The sequence below is a fragment of the Staphylococcus schweitzeri genome, assembly GCF_002902405.1.
In the GTDB taxonomy this organism is placed as follows: domain Bacteria; phylum Bacillota; class Bacilli; order Staphylococcales; family Staphylococcaceae; genus Staphylococcus; species Staphylococcus schweitzeri.
The window spans coordinates 95,763-112,744 of record NZ_PPQS01000012.1 but is presented as its reverse complement, the minus strand read 5'-3'; the positions used below and the strand labels follow the sequence as shown (position 1 = coordinate 112,744).

Annotated in this window: 15 protein-coding genes; 6 read left to right on the top strand and 9 right to left on the bottom strand. The window is 32.1% G+C overall.

What is annotated here, in order from left to right:
• Positions 1-174 precede the first annotated feature (174 nt).
• Entirely contained in the window at positions 175-1,101 is a 927-nt protein-coding gene (locus CD116_RS02940; protein WP_047550900.1) for a glycerophosphodiester phosphodiesterase family protein, read from the top strand.
• Positions 1,102-1,269: 168 nt separating this feature from the next.
• Here the strand turns inward: CD116_RS02940 and CD116_RS02935 are convergent, their stop codons facing one another.
• The 4 genes from CD116_RS02935 to cyoE all read right to left on the bottom strand — a co-directional run bounded on the left by CD116_RS02935 (position 1,270) and on the right by cyoE (position 4,516).
• On the bottom strand, positions 1,270-1,704 hold the full coding sequence (locus tag CD116_RS02935; RefSeq protein WP_047424916.1) for a YlbF/YmcA family competence regulator: 435 nt from the start codon (positions 1,702-1,704) through the stop codon (positions 1,270-1,272).
• A gap of 16 nt (positions 1,705-1,720) precedes the next feature.
• Positions 1,721-2,758: a CAP-associated domain-containing protein gene (locus CD116_RS02930; protein WP_047550898.1), complete on the bottom strand. Its 1,038-nt coding sequence runs from the start codon at positions 2,756-2,758 to the stop codon at positions 1,721-1,723.
• 360 nt (positions 2,759-3,118) lie between these two features.
• Complete coding sequence (locus tag CD116_RS02925; protein ID WP_047550895.1) at positions 3,119-3,580, bottom strand: DUF420 domain-containing protein; 462 nt, start codon at positions 3,578-3,580, stop codon at positions 3,119-3,121.
• Between the two features lie 24 nt (positions 3,581-3,604).
• Complete coding sequence (cyoE, locus tag CD116_RS02920) at positions 3,605-4,516, bottom strand: heme o synthase (RefSeq protein ID WP_047424912.1); 912 nt, start codon at positions 4,514-4,516, stop codon at positions 3,605-3,607.
• A gap of 438 nt (positions 4,517-4,954) precedes the next feature.
• Here cyoE and CD116_RS02915 point away from each other — a divergent pair, with 438 nt between their 5' ends.
• A complete protein-coding gene (locus CD116_RS02915) occupies positions 4,955-5,866 on the top strand; it encodes a COX15/CtaA family protein (protein ID WP_047550892.1) in 912 nt (303 codons plus the stop codon).
• A gap of 138 nt (positions 5,867-6,004) precedes the next feature.
• Here CD116_RS02915 and CD116_RS02910 read toward each other — a convergent pair whose 3' ends face one another.
• From CD116_RS02910 to CD116_RS02895, 3 genes are all read right to left on the bottom strand, one after another.
• Positions 6,005-9,457, bottom strand: a complete 3,453-nt coding sequence (locus CD116_RS02910; RefSeq protein ID WP_047550890.1) for a pyruvate carboxylase — start codon at positions 9,455-9,457, stop codon at positions 6,005-6,007.
• Positions 9,458-10,248: 791 nt separating this feature from the next.
• On the bottom strand, positions 10,249-11,475 hold the full coding sequence (gene ftsW / locus CD116_RS02900; protein ID WP_047424906.1) for a cell division peptidoglycan polymerase FtsW: 1,227 nt from the start codon (positions 11,473-11,475) through the stop codon (positions 10,249-10,251).
• A 310-nt stretch (positions 11,476-11,785) separates the two neighbouring features.
• Positions 11,786-12,061: an Fpa/YlaN family protein gene (locus tag CD116_RS02895; protein ID WP_047424904.1), complete on the bottom strand. Its 276-nt coding sequence runs from the start codon at positions 12,059-12,061 to the stop codon at positions 11,786-11,788.
• Positions 12,062-12,200: 139 nt separating this feature from the next.
• On the opposite strand from CD116_RS02895, the gene CD116_RS02890 reads away from it, so the two are divergent.
• Both CD116_RS02890 and CD116_RS02885 read left to right on the top strand, forming a co-directional pair.
• Positions 12,201-12,683 carry a hypothetical protein gene (locus CD116_RS02890; RefSeq protein ID WP_047424902.1) on the top strand — a complete coding sequence of 161 codons (483 nt, stop codon included), beginning with the start codon at positions 12,201-12,203 and terminating at the stop codon, positions 12,681-12,683.
• A 1-nt stretch (position 12,684) separates the two neighbouring features.
• Positions 12,685-12,852: a YlaI family protein gene (locus CD116_RS02885; protein WP_001250275.1), complete on the top strand. Its 168-nt coding sequence runs from the start codon at positions 12,685-12,687 to the stop codon at positions 12,850-12,852.
• Positions 12,853-12,950: 98 nt separating this feature from the next.
• Here CD116_RS02885 and typA read toward each other — a convergent pair whose 3' ends face one another.
• Positions 12,951-14,798 carry a translational GTPase TypA gene (gene typA / locus CD116_RS02880; RefSeq protein WP_047424899.1) on the bottom strand — a complete coding sequence of 616 codons (1,848 nt, stop codon included), beginning with the start codon at positions 14,796-14,798 and terminating at the stop codon, positions 12,951-12,953.
• Positions 14,799-14,899: 101 nt separating this feature from the next.
• On the opposite strand from typA, the gene CD116_RS02875 reads away from it, so the two are divergent.
• Positions 14,900-15,091 carry a DUF5325 family protein gene (locus tag CD116_RS02875; RefSeq protein ID WP_047424897.1) on the top strand — a complete coding sequence of 64 codons (192 nt, stop codon included), beginning with the start codon at positions 14,900-14,902 and terminating at the stop codon, positions 15,089-15,091.
• A gap of 163 nt (positions 15,092-15,254) precedes the next feature.
• On the opposite strand, the gene CD116_RS02870 is transcribed toward CD116_RS02875, so the two are convergent.
• The gene (locus tag CD116_RS02870) at positions 15,255-16,082 is read right to left on the bottom strand and encodes an inositol monophosphatase family protein (protein ID WP_047550888.1); all 828 of its coding nucleotides are present in this window, start codon (positions 16,080-16,082) and stop codon (positions 15,255-15,257) included.
• Between the two features lie 157 nt (positions 16,083-16,239).
• On the opposite strand from CD116_RS02870, the gene CD116_RS02865 reads away from it, so the two are divergent.
• The gene (locus tag CD116_RS02865) at positions 16,240-16,854 is read left to right on the top strand and encodes a YktB family protein (RefSeq protein ID WP_047550885.1); all 615 of its coding nucleotides are present in this window, start codon (positions 16,240-16,242) and stop codon (positions 16,852-16,854) included.
• Positions 16,855-16,982: the final 128 nt, after the last annotated feature.

Here is a 16,982-nt window from a genome sequence, read left to right as displayed (position 1 = left end):
GCTCCCCTTTTAAATCACCTTCCTATGACAAACACATTAGTACTTAATGGTAAATACGCTTCTTTACATATTCAACCAAATTTCAAATTTACTTAGCTATAAATAATTATACTTATTACTATCGTCTCAACTATGATTTTGATAAGCTATAAGGGTATTCAAGGAGGAAATTTTATGAAAAAAGTTAATAAAAAAGTCTTTAACCTAATACTCTTAGGTGCTGGTTTTATGAGTAGTCTATTAATGATAAATAAAAACAAAGTTATCACTAAAACACAAACCATCCCCCCATTTTTCAAAGGGCCTGCCCCATATATATTCGCACACCGTGGTGGTATGTCTTTAAGACCTGAACAAACACAACTTGCATTCGATCACGCCAAAGATTTAGGTGTTGATGGCTTTGAAACAGATGTAAGACTTACAAAAGATCAACAGCTTATCGTTTTTCATGATGCTACAGTTAATAGAACAACTAATGGTTCTGGTAAAGTAAGTACGCATACATTAACTGAGTTAAAAAAATTAGACGCTGGATACCATTTTAAAGATATTAATGGTAATACACCTTATCGTGGTTTTGAACATACAGAAATATTAACCTTCGATGAATTATTAAAGTTATATCCTGACATGTATATTAATGTAGACTTAAAAGATGATCCTGAATCCTATGAAGGGTCAATCGCACCACAAATTATGTATGACATAATTGCTGCAAATAATGCCTATGATCGTGTTTTAGTAACAAGCTTTTTTAAAGAACAAATTATAAGGTTTAATAACATAGCAAAAGGTTCTGTTGCAATCGGTGCAAGCCAACAAGAAGTAACAGAAGCATTTTTAAAATTCTATTTATTAGGTGGTAGAGGTTATACACCTTTAGCACAAACATTCCAAATGCCAACAACTTTTAAAGGAATAAATTTGACTTCTACTAATTTTATTAAATGGTTAAATGATATGAATGTGATTCCTGGTTACTATGGTGTGAATAGCATTGACTTAATGCAAGATTTATATCAAAAAGGTACACATACAATCGTGACAGACCGTCCAGACTTAGCTCAACAATTCAAACAAACTTTAATGAACAGCTAATAAATGATTGAAACCATGACGGCCTCTTGAAAAATTCCTATCATTGTTTTTGATGTCCATAGGTAGCCTTACAATATCCAGAATAAAAAAGAACAGCAGTAAGATGATTTTCAATTAGAAAATATCTTTACTGCTGTTTTTTTAAATCATTTCTCAGATTCGATGCTTTTATAATGAACAATTACAGGAACCACCTGTCGCACATCCACTATGCGAAGTTTGAAAGAATGGATTACCTGTTTCTATTTTGACATGCTCTGAAACAGCGTACGCAATTTTCGTAACAACTTCATCAATTAAATGTTGAAGCGCCATTTCCTCAGCTTTATAATGCATAACAACTTCAAGCATTTCATATGCTCTTTTACGTTGTCTTGTCTCTAACATGACTTTTTTATAATCAGGATGATATTTTCCAAAACGCATTACTTCATCATACTTCTCTTTCGATTTTAAAAAAGATTGATATAGCAAATGCGCTTCATCATTATGTTCAAGTGCCTGTTTTGCGTGCTCAAATGATGCATATATATCTGATGCAACTATCATATCAGCAAGTTCATCGATATCATCTAATATTGCTAGTGAAGCTTCATTAATCATAGATATACCTCATTTATTATTTTTCTAAGAAAATTAACGAATAATAATCTCTCATTACATCTCCACCCATCTCATCGTATTTTGAGTTTAAAAGACGAGATCGATGTATATCCGAATTCATCCAACTATGAATCAATGTTGGTACGTCATTAAATGCATAACCTACATTTTGTGCAGTTGTTTTATAAGTAACATGGTTTTTGTCTAACTGGCCTTTTAAAGCATCTTCTGTAAATTCAACACTATCTGAACCATTTGAAGTAGCTTCATATAAGTTGTTAGATGCAATATGCGCTAGGTCACTATTAATTTTCAAAGGTTTTAATCCTTTTAACTTTCTCATTTCGTTTGTAACTTCATAAAGCGATATTAATTGATTTGGATTTTGTTCAAAAGGACGCTTTTTATGCACCTCATCCGATGAATCTGAATTCAATTGATAAGGTTCAATATCCGCTAACATTTCTTTTGTTAAAAATCGAACGCTTAACACCTTTTTGGATTGTTGATCAGAATATACTTGTGCATATATATTGCCATATTTAATCAATGTTTGAGTTTTTAAATCTTCATCTGATAACTCAAATTCATATTTTTTCCCATTAACCGTAAAGGATGGTTCTGGGTTAATACTCGTATGATTAAATATTTCTGCAGACTGTTGACCAATTTTCAATGGGCTCACATTTACTTTTCCACCTGTAGCATATACTGATACAATATCATCTCGTTTGGTTGAAACAATATAATAGCTATTTTTATCTTTAAAAATGTAATTTTTGTAACCATCTCTAAATGGATATACACGATCTGCTTGCCCAAATTTAGACGTTAGTACTTTAATATCTTTACCTACCCAAGTACCAACACCTTCTTTAGGCTTTGGATTTTCAGCATGGTTGTTTGTATTTTTCATCTGATCAGATCTACTTACTTTATTACCTTTATTCGGATTCTCTAGAACATCAAATTTTAATCTCGGAGAATAAAAAAGATAAATTAAGAAACCTACTAAAAATAATACACCAACAACTCTTATAATTAACTTTTTCATCAATCGCCCACCTAAAATGTATTAATACTATTGTAAAAAACAACGCATCAATAAGCAAATTTTCAATACTAAAATGACTATGACAATTAGAGAATTTATCTATATCCGTTTCCTCAATTATTTTAATATCTTAAATATTACGTTAATACATCCAATTATTTCATATCAACTATATCACATCGTATCTTAATGATTTATAGATATTCTTCATTTTTACGATTAGCCATTACTAAAAAATATTTCAAAAAAATCGGGCAGTTAAGATATCAAATGAATATCTTCAACTGTCCGACTATTCTTCATTAAAAAACCTGATAAAACAAAATGCCTTATCAGATTAGTATCAATTGTATAAGCGTATTAATGACCAAATGTGGCTTTAATCAGTGATGTCGTTTCTCCACCTGGATATAATACATATAATAATAAGTAAACTGCCACACCTGTAATTGCCGTACAGAACCATACAACTGAGGCGAATGGTCCGAATTTACGATGTATATTATGTTTATCTTTAAATGCAGTAATAATTTGAACTAGACCTAGAATACCACCAATAGTTGCTAAATTAATGTGGAAAAACAAGAAAATCGTATAATATTTCTTAATTGATGCTGGTCCACCAAATGCTGTATTACCGATAAAAATCGTTCTACTTGCATAGATTAAGAAAAAAGTTAAAGCAAACACTGCTGCAGCTAACATAACATTTTTGTGTTTATTAATTTCCCTTTTCCAAATAAGTCTCCAACCAATGGCAATTAAAATTGCACTAATGACAATACATGTCGTACTAATCGTTGGTAAAATTGGAACGCCCATATTTTTCATCCTAACTTAATTAATCTAGATCAAAGTAAGTAATGAAACAATCACAGCTAACACGAAAAAGATCACTAAATAATTTAGTGAGTATATAAACATTTGTGTTGCCCATTTTGTTTGATCTGAATTTTTCTTAAATGTTGTTAAACCTAATGCAATCCATCCTAAATTTAATAATGTAGCTAACACTACAAATACGACACCTAAATTTATAAGCAATAAAGGCACTGGCAATAAAATAATTAACCAAATAAACATACTGACACGTGTACGTTTAAAGCCTTTAACTGATGGTAACATTGGAATATTTGCAAGTGCATATTCATCTTTACGTTTAATTGCTAAAGCATAAAAATGAATTGGTTGCCAACAAAATACAACTAAAAACAACGCAATTGCTGTTAAACTAATTTGTCCTTCAATTGCAACCCATCCAATTAATGGTGGAACTGCGCCTGGAAAACTCCCAACAACTGTATTCCAAGTTGTATGCCTTTTCGACCAGATTGAATAATAAGACACATAACCAACAATACCCATTAGACCAAGTACGCCTGATGGAATATTTAATAAAAACAAACAAATTTCTCCAACTAACATCATGCCAAAACTTAATAGTAATAAATTTTTATCTGAAATTCTATTATTAACTGTTGGTCTATTTTGTTTACTTGGCATTATACGATCAATATCTTGGTCGTAATAATTATTCAACGCACATGCGCCACCCATAATTAAAGTAGAACCTAAAAGCATTAATAAAATCTGAGGTATTGATGATAAGAAGGAATGATTTGTCATTACAACTGCTAGCCATGCGCCCGCAAAAGCTGGAATTAAGTTACCTTGAACAAGTCCCATTTTAATAATCTGTTGCAATTCTTTGAAGTTTACTCTGCTAATATTTTGCGACAAAGTATGCTCTTTGCTCATAATCCCCCTCCTTAAATTTGTTCATATAATGTTATGATATCTTAGATTGCATAAAAAGACTAGGTTTAATAAAATTAAATTGTGACAAATTAACGACATCAGAAAATGTCAATTTTGTGACACAATTAGCATTTAAATTATTGCTATAATATATATGTTAGAAAATTTTAATAAGTAGAATTATGCATCTTCAAGAGATTAATATTGAAGCTTCATTTTTGAGTGAATTTGAATACCTCATAATTTTGGTATGGACAAAAATGTGCCATAAGGTTTTCTCAATGTAAACTTGAAAAATTTAAATGATATTTCCTAATTTGAATCCCATCCATTTCAAATTAGGAAATCAGGATTAGGGCTAATTTTTAGTAATATCTCAAAACAAGCTTGTAACTCTAAATCTCAATGATGCGTTTTTTTATGATGGGGTGTATAAAATTGTTTGGCAAAAAGAATTTAAAATGGTTAGGTGTCGTAGCAACGCTTATAATGACATTTGTACAGCTTGGTGGTGCCTTAGTAACTAAAACAGGTTCTGCAGATGGATGTGGCTCTTCTTGGCCATTATGTCATGGTGCGTTGATTCCAGAATTCTTTCCAATTGATACGATTATTGAACTGAGCCACAGAGCAGTTTCAGCATTGTCTTTATTTATCGTCTTATGGTTAGTTATAACAGCATGGAAGCATATAGGCTATATTAAAGAGATAAAACCATTATCAATTATTAGTGTAGGATTCTTATTACTTCAAGCATTAATTGGTGCTGCTGCTGTAATTTGGCAACAAAATGATTATGTTTTAGCATTACATTTTGGTATTTCACTAATCAGTTTCTCTTCTGTATTCTTAATGACTTTAATTATTTTTTCAGTAGACCAAAAATACGAAGCTGATGAATTATATATCAAAAAACCTCTTAGACGTTTAACATGGATAATGGCGATTATTATTTATTGTGGTGTTTACACAGGTGCCTTAGTTCGACATGCAGACGCTAGCTTAGCTTATGGCGGTTGGCCATTACCATTTAACGACCTAGTTCCCCATTCAGAGCAAGATTGGGTGCAACTTGCACATCGAATCATGGCATTTATCGTATTTACAATTATTATGATTACGTATATTCATGCTGTTAAAAATTATCCAAACAACCGTACAATTCGTTATGGTTATACTGCAGCATTTATTCTTGTCATACTACAAGTTGTTACAGGCGCATTATCAATTATGACAAATGTTAACTTAATCATCGCGTTATTCCACGCATTATTTATCACATACTTATTCGGAATGACAACATACTTTATTATGTTAATGTTACGTTCAGTAAGAAGTCAAAAATCATAAAAAGTAACCGTAATTTTAATGGATAGACCATTAAAATTACGGTTATTTTTGTTACAGCGATAAAATCTGTAGCGACTTCTTATAAATGTTAATAATAAAGCGAGATTACAGCATTTCAAATATAATCTCGCTTATATATTAGTCAGTTGCTTTTTCGATTTCGATTAATAAATCGCCTGTCGCTATTGTATCACCACTATTTACAGTTACTTGTTTGATCACACCGTCAAATGGCGCTTGAATTGTTGTTTCCATTTTCATAGCTTCAGTGATTAGCAACGGCTGGTTAGCTTTCACAGTTTCACCTACACTAACTTTTACTTCAGTTACTGAACCTGGCATTTGGGCACCAATGTGACTTGGATTACTCTTATCTGCTTTTGGCTTAACGTTCGCATTTGTATGCACATTTTCATCTTTAATGTAAATACGTCTCGCTTGACCATTCATCGCATAGTAAATCGTTCTATTACCATTTTCATCTGGTTCACTAATCGTTTCTAGTTTAATAATTAATCGTTTACCTTTATCGATTTCGATTTCTACTGTTTCACCATTACGCATTCCGAAGAAGAACGTAGGCGTATCAAGTAGCGATAAGTTTCCGTATTGATCTCTAGTTTGAATATATTGTTCATATACCTTTGGATATAATACATAACTAATTATATCCTGCTCAGTAACAGGACCTTGTTGCTTTTCTTCAAGCGACTCACGGACTTTTTCAAAATCAACTGGCTCTAAATATTCACCTGGACGAGCTGTTAATGCTTCTTGCCCTTTTAAAATAACAGCTTGTAAGTCTTTATTAAAACCATTCACTGGTTGACCAATTTCACCTTTAAAGAATGATACAACAGATTCAGGGAAATCCAGTTTGTGTCCTTCTGAAATGACAGATTGTTCATCAAGGTCATTTTGCACCATGTAAAGAGCCATATCACCAACTACTTTAGATGATGGAGTTACTTTAACAATATCACCAAATAAGAAGTTCACACGACGATACATGTCTTTTACTTCATCAAATCTTTCTCCAAGACCTAAACTTTTAGCTTGTTGACTTAAATTTGAATATTGTCCGCCCGGCATCTCATGTTGATAAATTTCAGTGTTTGGTGATTTTATATCACTTTCAAAATCTGAATAATATGTTCTTACCGTAGACCAATAATGACTTAATGCTTCCATACCTTCAATTTCGGTTCTTAAATGGCGTGGGAAACCATTTAGTGCATAATATAAAGAATTGGCACTTGGTTGACTTGTTAAACCACTCATTGAAGCAACTGCTGTATCTATTATATCCACCCCTGCATCGATTGCTTGCTTGTATGTTAATAAACCATTACCACTTGTATCATGTGTATGAAGATGTATTGGTAAATCTACAGCAGCTTTTAATTCACCTATCAACTCAAAGGCCGCTTTCGGCTTCAATAAGCCTGCCATATCTTTAATTGCTAAAATATGGAATCCTTCGCGTTCTAATTCTTTCGCAAGTTTCACATAATATTCTAACGTATAAATATTTGAGCGTTCTGGATTTAAAATATCTCCAGTATAACAAATCGTGCCTTCAGAAATTTTACCAGCTTCTTGTACCGCTTCATTAGCAACTTTCATTTGATCTATCCAGTTTAATGAGTCGAAAATTCTGAACACATCGATACCAGCTTTAGCACTTTCTTGAACAAATTTATGAATAACGTTATCTGCATAGTTTTTATAGCCAACTGCATTTGAGGCACGTAATAACATCTGGAACAAAACATTTGGAATAGCTTTACGTAGTCGTTCAAGTCGTTCCCATGGATTTTCCTTCAAGAAGTTATATGCAACATCGAATGTTGCGCCACCCCACATTTCAAGCGAGAAACCATCTTTAAATACTTCTGCAGTTTTAGATGCAATGTTAATCATATCTTTAGTTCTAACTCGTGTTGCTAATAATGATTGGTGTGCATCTCTGAATGTTGTGTCAGTTAATAAGACATCATCTTGCTTTTTAACCCATTCAGCAACACCTTTTGGACCTACTTCATCAAGTAATTGCTTTGTACCATTAAATGAAGCAATTTTACTTGTGGAAACTGTAGGAATTGATGCTAACTCATAATCTGGTTTGGGACGCTTTTCAACATTTGGGAAACCATTGATCGTTACATTACCAATATATTCTAAAGTTTTAGTACCCCTATCTAAAGAAGGTTGGATTTCAAACAATTCAGGTGTTTCTTCAATAAATTTGGTTGTATAGTCACCACTTGTGAACTTTTTATTTTTCATTACATTAATTAAGAATGGAATATTTGTCTTAACACCACGAATTCTCATTTCGCGTAATGATCGCACCATTTTTTCTTCTGCTTGTTTAAATGAAATTGCATGTGTAGATAACTTAACAAGTAATGAATCATAATATGGTGAAATTTCTGCGCCTTGGAAGCCATCACCTGCATCAAGACGAACACCAAAACCACCACTCGAACGATAAGCAATGATAGTACCTGTATCAGGCATGAAATCATTTAATGGATCTTCAGTTGTAATACGACATTGAATTGCATAACCTAATGTCGTAATATCTTTTTGTTGTGGCATATTAATTTCTTCACCAAATAAATTAGCGCCAGCTGCAACTAATATTTGCGTTTTAACTATATCAATACCTGTAACCATTTCGGTAATCGTATGCTCTACTTGTACACGTGGATTAACTTCAATAAAGAAGAATTCATTACCTGATACTAAGAATTCCACAGTACCAGCATTGACATATTTGATGTTTTCCATTAATTGTATTGCAGCATCACAAATACGTTGACGTAAATCTGATGATAAACCAACTGATGGTGCAACCTCAACAACCTTTTGATGACGACGTTGTACAGAACAATCACGTTCGTAAAGATGTACAATATTACCATGTTCATCTCCAATGACCTGTACTTCAATATGCTTAGGATTATCAATATATCTTTCTATGTAAACTTCACTATTACCAAATGATTTTTCAGCTTCAGATTTTGCACGATGGAAAGCATCTTCTAATTCACTTTCTTCACGAACAATCCTCATACCTTTACCGCCACCGCCACTAGTAGCTTTAATCATTAATGGAAAACCAGCTTCTTCGGCAAATGCTTTTGCAAGCTCATATGATTTAATTGGTCCATCAGTACCAGGAATTACTGGTAATTCTGCTTTAATTGCTGTTGTACGTGCTTTAACTTTATCACCGAACATATCTAAATGTTCTAAATGAGGACCAATAAATTTAATACCTTCTTCAGCACATCGACGTGCAAATTGTTCATTTTCACTTAAAAATCCATAGCCAGGATGAATCGCATCCACATTTGCTTGTTTTGCTACTTCAATAATACGCTCAATATTTAAATAACTTTCAGCAGGGCCTAAGTCACTTCCAACTAAATAGGATTCATCTGCTTTATATCTATGTAATGAACTTTTGTCTTCATTTGAATAAATTGCAACTGTGCTGATGTCTAATTCTGCTGCCGCTCTAAATATACGAATTGCAATTTCTCCACGGTTAGCAACAAGTAACTTTTTTATTTGTTTCAATAGCGATACACTCCTCGAACTATTAGAATTTTCTAACTAATTAGATAATAAAATTTTATCTTAAAGCATTCTTTTTTGCTATAGTTATGTTTCAAATTTTGAAAATTTAACATACTTGCACTGATGACTACCTCCATTTCATAAAGGTATTTTCAAAAATGACATTGTAACAACAACTTTTCCACGTTTCTGTTGCGAAAAATTTTTGATTTTTGCAATTCTAAATATTTTAAAATAAAATCGCAAAACATCAACTTTTATTATCAATAGCAATAACTTTATCTTATCATCAAGATTATAATTTCGCTACCTCCTTTGTTCAATTTTAACTATAAAATTTATTTATAATTATCTCTTAATACCTTTATAAAATTTGATGAGTCTGGAATATACATCAATGTCCTCGGTGTTTCTATATTATATCGGCAGTCGTTGAGTGAATGATAGTGCGCTTGTAACAGGCTTATTCAATTCTAGTCAACCTTGCCGGCGGGGCCCCAACATAGAAGCTGGCGGAAAGTCAGCTTACAATAATGTGCAAGTTGGGGTGGGACAACTAAATAAATTTTGTTCAAATTTGATTTTAATCTTACACCTTATTATTACTTTGGTTATAATTCCCTAGATAGTTTTAATGAAATTAACCTAATTATCAATTAAACTAATCCACTGTTTATTACATTCAAAATTTAAAATCAACAATTACTGTAATTTTTATAAACAAAAAAGCCAACATTCAGAATGCATTCTTGATAAAAATTATCGCATTCTAAATATTGGCTTCAATTTATTTAATTAAATCGTCTTCTAATATCAACTTTTTGTTGTTTCTTTTTACGTTGTTGGTCAACTTTAATTTGTTTACCTACAATTAAAAGGAGTCCCATGGCAATACTCAAACTGATCATTGATGAACCACCAAAACTTATAAATGGTAATGGTACACCTGTTAATGGTATAGTTGCCGAAATCCCCCCAATGTTAACGAACGTTTGGCTTCCAAAGTAAGTAGCAATTCCGACACATACTAATTTATAAAAATAAGATGATGTTTTGTTAGCAAATTGGAAAGCTCGATATACAATGAAAAACTCAAGCGTGATAACGAGTAACCCACCGATTAATCCTAATTCTTCACAAATAATTGCAAAGATAAAATCGGTATGCGGTTCAGGTAAATAACCTAATTTCATTGCACTATTTCCTAGTCCTTTACCGAATAGACCGCCATTGCCGATTGCAAGTAATGAATTGGAAATATGGTAACCCGTTCCTGATTCAAATTGGAATGGATCCGTTAATGTGCTAAATCGAGCTGTTAAATAACTTGGTAACCAACCTGCCATTAAAGCAATGACAAAAACGACTAAAAAACCTAATACAGCCGGTACCCCAAATTTCAACACTTTATTTACACCAATACCTGAATAAAATATTATCGCAAATAAAATGATTAATATAAGTAATGTTTGTCCGACATCTTTTTGTAAAAACACTAAAAATGTACAGCCTAGTGCTAGAACAATAGGACTCAAAATAATTTTTGGCTGACTTAATACTCTTGGCATTTTTTTGCTAATCATAAATGGAACATATAAAATAATTACAATTTTTAATAATTCAGATGCTTGTAAGTTCATAAATCCTAAGTTAATCCAACTTTTAGAACCATTAATATCTTTACCAATAACTAACGTTAGTAATAAAAGTGAAACGATTGCTATAATCATGCCTTTTTGGACTTTAATATTACTTAACAGCTTTACATTCATTAAGAAGGCTATGAAAAATACAATTATAAAGCTCATAATTACGTATGCTAATTGTCTATTATAAAAATATGTACCCGGAACATCAATTCCACCAGTCAATGTCCCTTTCGTCGCGGGTACCATACTGGCACTATAAACCATCACTAATCCTATTAAACTTAATACAATATATGTAACTAATAACGGATAATCAATAAACTTAGACGTTCTACCAATATACCGTAAAATACTTCTAAAATTCTTCATATATTCAGTCATCCAATTCTACAATTTATACTTTCAATGATTTTATTAAACACTATAATTTTTAAAATCCGTGTTACTTATTATATACATGACATAGTCATAATCACAAATATTAACAGGTATCTTGAGGTAATTTATAGAATGTTTTATATTAATATCGTGAATCGCTAAAGTCAATAAAAGTGACTGTCATGTTATCTATTAGATAACACAGCAGCCACTTATAAAAAATGATAGAGTAAATTTAAAATCGGCGCAATTCAATTAACGATTGTCTTACGCCTTAATTCGTATATTTATATATTTAACCTTAAACAAGTGTATATGCTTCATGTAATTTAGAAAGTTCTTTTTCAAGACGTAACATAATTTGTTTACCATCTTCACGGTCAACTAAACCTAATTTAACAGCAAAATCTACTTCTTTTTGAAGTCCAAACATTTGAGTATCAAGTACTTCTTCATATAACGGGCATGAAGGTAAAGTTAAATTATCTAGTTGGACTTTGATCAGATGTAAGATTTCATCTGCATCTTTAGTCAATTGTTTCAAAGCTGCATTTTTCATTGTCGATTGTTTCGCCATGACACGCTCCCCCTCTATATAAATTCTAAAGTCTTAATAAAAGTTTATCTTACTAAATATTAAAAAGCAAGTAGATTTAAAATGTGTCTTTGGCAATTTGTGTTAAAATGTTGATATACAAATCATAGGGAGTGGGAAAATGATACAAATTAAAGGAGCCGTAAAGTTTCCTATAACATTAGATAGTACGACTTGGATTTTCGATGATAGAAAAGTCAGCATTGAAGATTTAGAAAAAGGTGTCTTTGATGGTTCAAAGCCGATTGACTTTGAAAATAACCATGAATGGAATCGTGCTATTTTAGAAGGTCAAACTAATCCACCTACGTTAAATTCTGAAATTAAATATAAAAAGCGTGCTATGTTAGAAGGTTCATTTGTAATTAATATGACACCTTTCTTCAAACATGCGGAACCTATAGATTCCGCATCTACAATTCGTTTATCAAATGATCAAAATCATTTAGATATACCTTTGGATTTATTACCATATTTATTTTTCCAATTCGCTAAAGATGGTAAACGTCTATACGACGATAATGGAGTAGATAGCTTTATTTATAATCAAGAAAATGGTTATTCAAATCAAATAAACCATGTCACATACATTGAGGTGTTTTAGTTTGCGACAAGTGCAATGTATTATCTGTGACGCTAAGGTATTTATAGATGAACGTACAACCGAATCTAAAAGGCTAAAAAATAATCCAATACGTACATTTATGTGTGACGATTGTAAGAGTCGTTTAGATACGCCTAAGCAGAGAGCACAACATTATCCTCTCGATTAATAGCGACATTGAACTGTTCAATCAATATTAAAAGAGAAGCTAAGTAAAATTCATCACTTAGCTTCTCTTTTATTTATCTTACTTTAAACATATTTTAATTACTCGTTTTCTTGCATCATTTGTTTAATACGTTTTGCTTCTTTTTCACGAACGTTTTTATTTAAAATTTTCTTTCTCAAACGGATACTTTCTGGTGTAACCTCAACCAATTCATCATCATTAATGAATTGTAATGCTTCTTCTAAAGTTAGAATACGAGGTCTATTCATTGTTTGAGTTTGGTCTTTCGTTGCAGAACGTACGTTTGTTTGATGTTTAGTCTTAGTGATATTAACTGTTAAGTCATTTTCACGATTATGTTCACCAACAATCATACCTTCATAAACTTCTGTACCAGGTTCCATGAAGTTAACCCCTCTGTCTTCAAGTCCTAATATTGCATACGTACTTGCAGATCCTTGGTCCATAGAAATTAAAGCACCATTACGTCGTCCACCGATTTGAGCTTTAATACGTGGTCTGAACTCTTCAAACGTATGATTGATAATACCATAACCTCTTGTCATAGACATAAACTCAGTTGTATAACCAATCATACCACGGGCAGGTACATTGAAGATTAAACGCGTTAATCCATTATCAGTTGTAGTCATATCGACCATTTCACCTTTACGTGCTCCTAATGATTCAATAACTGCACCAGCATTTTCTTGAGGTACTTCACATTGAACACGCTCAAATGGTTCACACATAACTCCGTCAATTTCTTTAATAATTACTTGTGGTTTAGATACTTGTAATTCATATCCTTCACGACGCATGTTTTCAATTAGAATCGATAAATGTAATTCTCCACGTCCAGCAACAACCCATGTATCAGGTGAATCTGTATTTGAAACTTTCAATGATACATCAGTCTCTAATTGTTGATTTAAACGCTCTTGTATTTGACGGGCTGTTACGAAATCACCTTCACGTCCAGCAAATGGTGAATTATTTACTTTAAAAGTCATTTCAAGTGTTGGTTCGTCAATACGTAATACTGGTAATGCTTCTTGATGATCATGTGGTGTTACAGTTTCACCAACGTTGATATCTTCCATTCCTGAAACAGCAATTAAGTCACCAGCCTGTGCTTCTTCAATTTCAAGACGTTTTAATCCAAAGTAACCAAACATTTTAGTTACACGGAAGTTTTTAACTGTACCATCTAATTTAATTAAAGATACGTTATCCCCAACGCGCATTTTACCTCTGAATACACGACCAATACCAATACGACCAACATAGTCATTATAGTCTAGTAATGCAACTTGGAATTGTAATGGTTCATCGCTATTGTCAATAGGGGCTGGAACATAATCAATAATTGTTTCATATAAAGATTGTAAATTATCATCTTGTTTTTCAGAATCTAAACTAGCAGTTCCATTTACAGCTGAAGCATATACTACAGGGAAATCTAATTGTTCATCATTAGCTTCTAGTTCAATAAACAAATCTAATACTTCATCTACGACGCCTTCTGGGCGAGCTGATGGTTTATCTATTTTATTAACAACAACAACTGGTTTCAAGTTTTGTTCTAATGCTTTTTTAAGTACAAAACGTGTTTGAGGCATTGTACCTTCATATGCATCTACTACTAAAACAACACCGTCTACCATTTTCATAATACGTTCTACTTCTCCACCAAAGTCGGCGTGCCCCGGTGTATCTAAAATATTAATACGTGTACCTTTATAATCAACAGCCGTATTTTTGGCTAGAATTGTTATACCACGTTCTCTCTCGATGTCATTAGAGTCCATTGCACGTTCATCAACATGTTCATTTTCTCTGAATATACCAGATTGTTTTAACAACTCATCTACGAGTGTTGTTTTACCATGGTCAACGTGAGCAATAATTGCTATATTGCGGACATCTTCTCTTTTATTAGTCATATAATTAATTTCCTTCTTTCTTAAGTAAAATCCCACTTTTAATTACAACTTTTTTATTATATCATATAATTGAGAAAAGATAAGCAAAAGGTGGGGATAGGATGAAACAAAAAAAATCTAAAAATATCTTTTGGGTATTTTCTATATTAGCTATTATTTTCTTAGTATTATTCAGTTTTGCAGCTGGTGCATCAAATGTGCCAATGATGATTTTAACATTTATATTACTCGTTGCAACCTTTGGTATTGGATTTACTACTAAAAAAAAGTATCGAGAAAATGATTGGTTATAAGCTTTAATGCTAGCATCACGCGTCTAGTGTGAGCAATTTAAATATTTAGATATATAAATATAAACCGTTACCACTTATGAGCGTGATTTTATTTTATAACTATTAAACAGAGTGACATGCTTCCTAAGATTAATAGGACGACATGTCACTCTTTGTTTTATAATTATTTAGTTTTTCTATTAAAACGTTTTTGATGTAAATTGATTAACGCTTCTCGATGAGGATTTAAATAATCTTCCACGATTTCTCTATGAACGCCACGATTTCCAACTAAAATTGAATTTGGACCACTAATTGTTAACGAATCGTCTAATAAGTTTGAAGCTTTACCATTTACTTCATTTAATATTACTAGCCCACCTGCAAAGTCCCATGGCTGTAGTCTTGGTGTCATATACGCTTCTAAATTTCCTGTCGCAACAGATACAATTTCAAGAGCAGCACTACCATATGCTCTTGCACTTCTTGAGTCATTAACGATATCTTTGAAAATATCTCCTAATACCGGTTTAGTTAACCAATTTGGATTTATTCCAATAATACTTTGCTTTAATTTTGAATCTTTTAAAAGTGGCATACGCTGATTTCGTCGGAATGCGCCTTCTCCAACTTTTGCATGGTATAATACATCCGCCATTACATCATATACAAAACCAGCATAAGGTTTTCCTTCAATAAAAATACCAATTGAAATTGCGAAATTTTCTTGTTGGTGTACAAAATTTAAAGTACCATCGATTGGATCTACAACCCATACCGTACCTTGAGATGTATCGATGTCATGACCATGCCCTTCTTCACCTAAAACTTGATGGTCTGGATAAGTTTTTAAAATCGTATCAAAAATGTAATCTTCAGTAGCCTTATCAACATTAGTAACTAAGTCATTTGGGTTTGACTTTGTTTCAATCGTCAAATTTTGCTCCATTAATTGCTTAATTCTGATTCCTGCCTCTTGAATAAGTCCTTGGGCAAATTCGTAAAGTGCCATAACATCATCTCCTAACATACCCTATTATACATCATCATTTTATAAAAATAACTTTTTAAGATTAAAATAAATATGTTTAATTAAATACGAGCGTCTTTATCCGCAATCGAGAGAACATATGCTACAATATTTTTAAAGATGTAACAGGAGGTAACCTATGACAAAATATACATTTACGCCTAAAGATTTTAAAGCATTTGATGTTGATGGCTTAGATGCTAGAATGGAAGCTTTAAATGAATATATACGACCACAACTTTATCAATTAGGAGATTATTTCAGCGATTTCTTTACAAGCCAAACTGGAGAAACATTTTATCCTCATGTCGCAAAACACGCAAGAAGAAGTGTAAACCCTCCTAAAGATACTTGGGTTGCATTTGCAACAAACAAACGAGGTTATAAAATGCTACCACATTTCCAAATTGGAATGTTCAAAGACCAATTATTTGTAATGTTTGGTATTATGCATGAAGCAAAAGATAAGGCATCACGTGCAAAAGTATTCGAAAGAAAGTTTAAAGCTATCAAACAATTACCAAATGATTATCGTGTTTGCTTAGATCATATGAAACCTGATAAACCATTTATAAAAGATTTATCAGATGATGATCTAAAAGAGGCAATTCAAAGAGCCATTAATGTTAAAAAAGGTGAATTTTTTATTGCTCGAGCAATTACACCTCAAGATAAACGATTAAAAAGCGACAAAGCATTTCTTGCTTTTCTGGAGGAAACATTCGATCAATTTTTACCATTCTATACTGCATAATTATTTTGGAATCAAGTTATAATTTCAAATTCAATAAGCGCCTAATCACATCGTTGATTTCGCGCTTATTTTTTTCTTCCAAAACTCACCTGCCAACATAATAGTTAATACTTTTAAAAAAATTAAAA

Excerpts from the sequence above, each read along its gene's own strand:
- CD116_RS02940 (WP_047550900.1), top strand. The coding sequence starts at position 175 with ATGAAAAAAGTTAATAAAAAAGTCTTTAACCTAATACTCTTAGGTGCT.
- CD116_RS02895 (WP_047424904.1), bottom strand. The coding sequence starts at position 12,061 with ATGGCGAAACAATCGACAATGAAAAATGCAGCTTTGAAACAATTGACT.
- CD116_RS02865 (WP_047550885.1), top strand. The coding sequence starts at position 16,240 with ATGACAAAATATACATTTACGCCTAAAGATTTTAAAGCATTTGATGTT.
- ftsW (WP_047424906.1), bottom strand. The coding sequence starts at position 11,475 with ATGAAGAATTTTAGAAGTATTTTACGGTATATTGGTAGAACGTCTAAG.
- typA (WP_047424899.1), bottom strand. The coding sequence starts at position 14,798 with ATGACTAATAAAAGAGAAGATGTCCGCAATATAGCAATTATTGCTCAC.
- cyoE (WP_047424912.1), bottom strand. The coding sequence starts at position 4,516 with ATGAGCAAAGAGCATACTTTGTCGCAAAATATTAGCAGAGTAAACTTC.
- CD116_RS02870 (WP_047550888.1), bottom strand. The coding sequence starts at position 16,082 with ATGGCACTTTACGAATTTGCCCAAGGACTTATTCAAGAGGCAGGAATC.
- CD116_RS02890 (WP_047424902.1), top strand. The coding sequence starts at position 12,201 with ATGATACAAATTAAAGGAGCCGTAAAGTTTCCTATAACATTAGATAGT.
- CD116_RS02930 (WP_047550898.1), bottom strand. The coding sequence starts at position 2,758 with ATGAAAAAGTTAATTATAAGAGTTGTTGGTGTATTATTTTTAGTAGGT.
- CD116_RS02875 (WP_047424897.1), top strand. The coding sequence starts at position 14,900 with ATGAAACAAAAAAAATCTAAAAATATCTTTTGGGTATTTTCTATATTA.
- CD116_RS02935 (WP_047424916.1), bottom strand. The coding sequence starts at position 1,704 with ATGATTAATGAAGCTTCACTAGCAATATTAGATGATATCGATGAACTT.
- CD116_RS02925 (WP_047550895.1), bottom strand. The coding sequence starts at position 3,580 with ATGGGCGTTCCAATTTTACCAACGATTAGTACGACATGTATTGTCATT.